Annotated in this window: 1 protein-coding gene and 1 pseudogene; both read left to right on the top strand. The window is 65.7% G+C overall.

What is annotated here, in order from left to right:
- Window positions 1-760 precede the first annotated feature (760 nt).
- On the top strand, window positions 761-1,147 hold the full coding sequence (locus tag G6R25_RS23890; RefSeq protein WP_136448304.1) for a hypothetical protein: 387 nt from the start codon (window positions 761-763) through the stop codon (window positions 1,145-1,147).
- A pseudogene (locus G6R25_RS23885) lies at window positions 1,144-1,549 on the top strand (hypothetical protein); the annotation flags it as partial. The gene G6R25_RS23890 and the pseudogene G6R25_RS23885, both read left to right, overlap by 4 nt.

Genomic DNA, 1,549 nt, shown 5'->3' with positions numbered 1-1,549 from the left:
CTCTGAACGTCCGGGCCACGTGCATTTCAGGGGATCGTCGCGCGACCCCGCTCCCTCGAAGTGATGTTGGCGAACGGGCCGTCTGTCCGTCGGCGGCGCCCTTTAGCTGCTGGCCGCCTCAAGGCCTGCGCCCTAGGCCGAGGCGATCATCTTCTTGGTTGCCAGCCTCAGTCTGCCCTGAGGCTCGCGCTTGGCCTCGGCCCCTACGGGCAGCCGGTCCTGGGCGGTCTGCCATCCATCGCTCAAAGGTTGACTTTCGCCACCGGGGGCGGGTCCGTACAGCAGTGTCATCTGGGACCGGGAACTCCTCCTTGCCTCGGAGCGCGTAGATCGACTGTCGGTGGATGTCCGCCAATGCGGCCATCTCCGTGATGCTCAACAGCGGATCATCACTGGTGTCCGGAACGCGCCGCCCCGGTCCTGGGCGGGCCGCCATCCAGCGCTCAAACGTTGACAGCCGCCAGCGAGGACGAAGCGGACCGGAGTCATCGTCCGGTAGCGGTAAGCGACGATCTCTGTGATAGCTCCGCATAGTGCCCGGAGTCACCCCCGCTCGACGGGCCATCTCGGCATAGCCAACTAGGGGATCGTCGTCAGGCATATTGACATGCTCCCCTGTGGGAAGGAGAATGTCAATCAAGGTGGTGTCACCCGGGGATCCAGCCCCGGGTGACACCTAGATCCGAGACCCCTGGAGGTCCCGAACCATGAGATCTATCTTGCCCGAGAACAGGTCTGACCGGTGTGCCGGTGGTGCGGTATGAGTGCTCGCCGTCCAGGCCGGGTCACGGTCACGGCCGACCGTCCGGAAGCGATCTTCGATCCGGTGATCATCTCTGCGTTGAAGGCGAGCCGTCGGGTGACCGTCGACGAGGAGGTGGACGTCCGACGGCGTCACGCCGCTGAGATCCGCGCTGGGCAGGGTGTCTGCTGCCGTGCATGCGGGTTCGGGCTTGCCGTGCAGCACCAGGTCTGCTCGTCGATCGTGCTGGTGGATTTCCGCAGTCTGCGGATCGTGCTGACCGTCGTGCCGCCGGCTCCGTGGCGGCGGTGCACCCGTTGCCGCGGCCAGCTGGACGTGAAGGTGTCGGGGCCGCCGTGTTCGGTCTGCGCTGGCCAGGGTGATCTATTTGGTGGTGCGGTATGAAGTTCCGGATCGAAACCGAAGAGTATCCGGATAGTCGCACCGTTGACGGGGTGACCGTCGAGGTGACGCGGACCCGCCGTGTCGCGGTCCCTGTTCTCCCCCGGGACGTCGACGTCATCGCCGTGCACGGTGTCGTCGGTCTGGTGCTCGTGCTTACGCTGGTGTCGATCACGTGGTCGACGGTGTCCATCGCGCACCTGTTGAACGGTACGTGGACGGCTTACCTCGCCGGTGCGGTGTTCGATCTGGCGTGGCTTGCCACGCTCGGGATGTCGTTCATCGTTCGGTTCCGGCCCGGCCGGCGCGTGATGGTGGACAGGATTGGATGGGTGCTGCTCGCGGTTACTGTGACCGCCATCGCTCTGGAGGGACTTCGGGCCGGTGGGGTGGCCATGGCGTGCG

The sequence above is a fragment of the Candidatus Frankia alpina genome, assembly GCF_902806485.1.
GTDB classification, from domain to species: Bacteria; Actinomycetota; Actinomycetes; order Frankiales; family Frankiaceae; genus Frankia; species Frankia alpina.
The sequence above is the reverse complement of the archived record's forward strand: the minus strand, read 5'-3'. Positions and strand labels throughout refer to the sequence as shown.

What these genes read in the sequence shown, in the direction of transcription:
- G6R25_RS23890 (WP_136448304.1), top strand. Translation starts at nt 761, where the DNA reads ATGAGTGCTCGCCGTCCAGGCCGGGTCACGGTCACGGCCGACCGTCCG.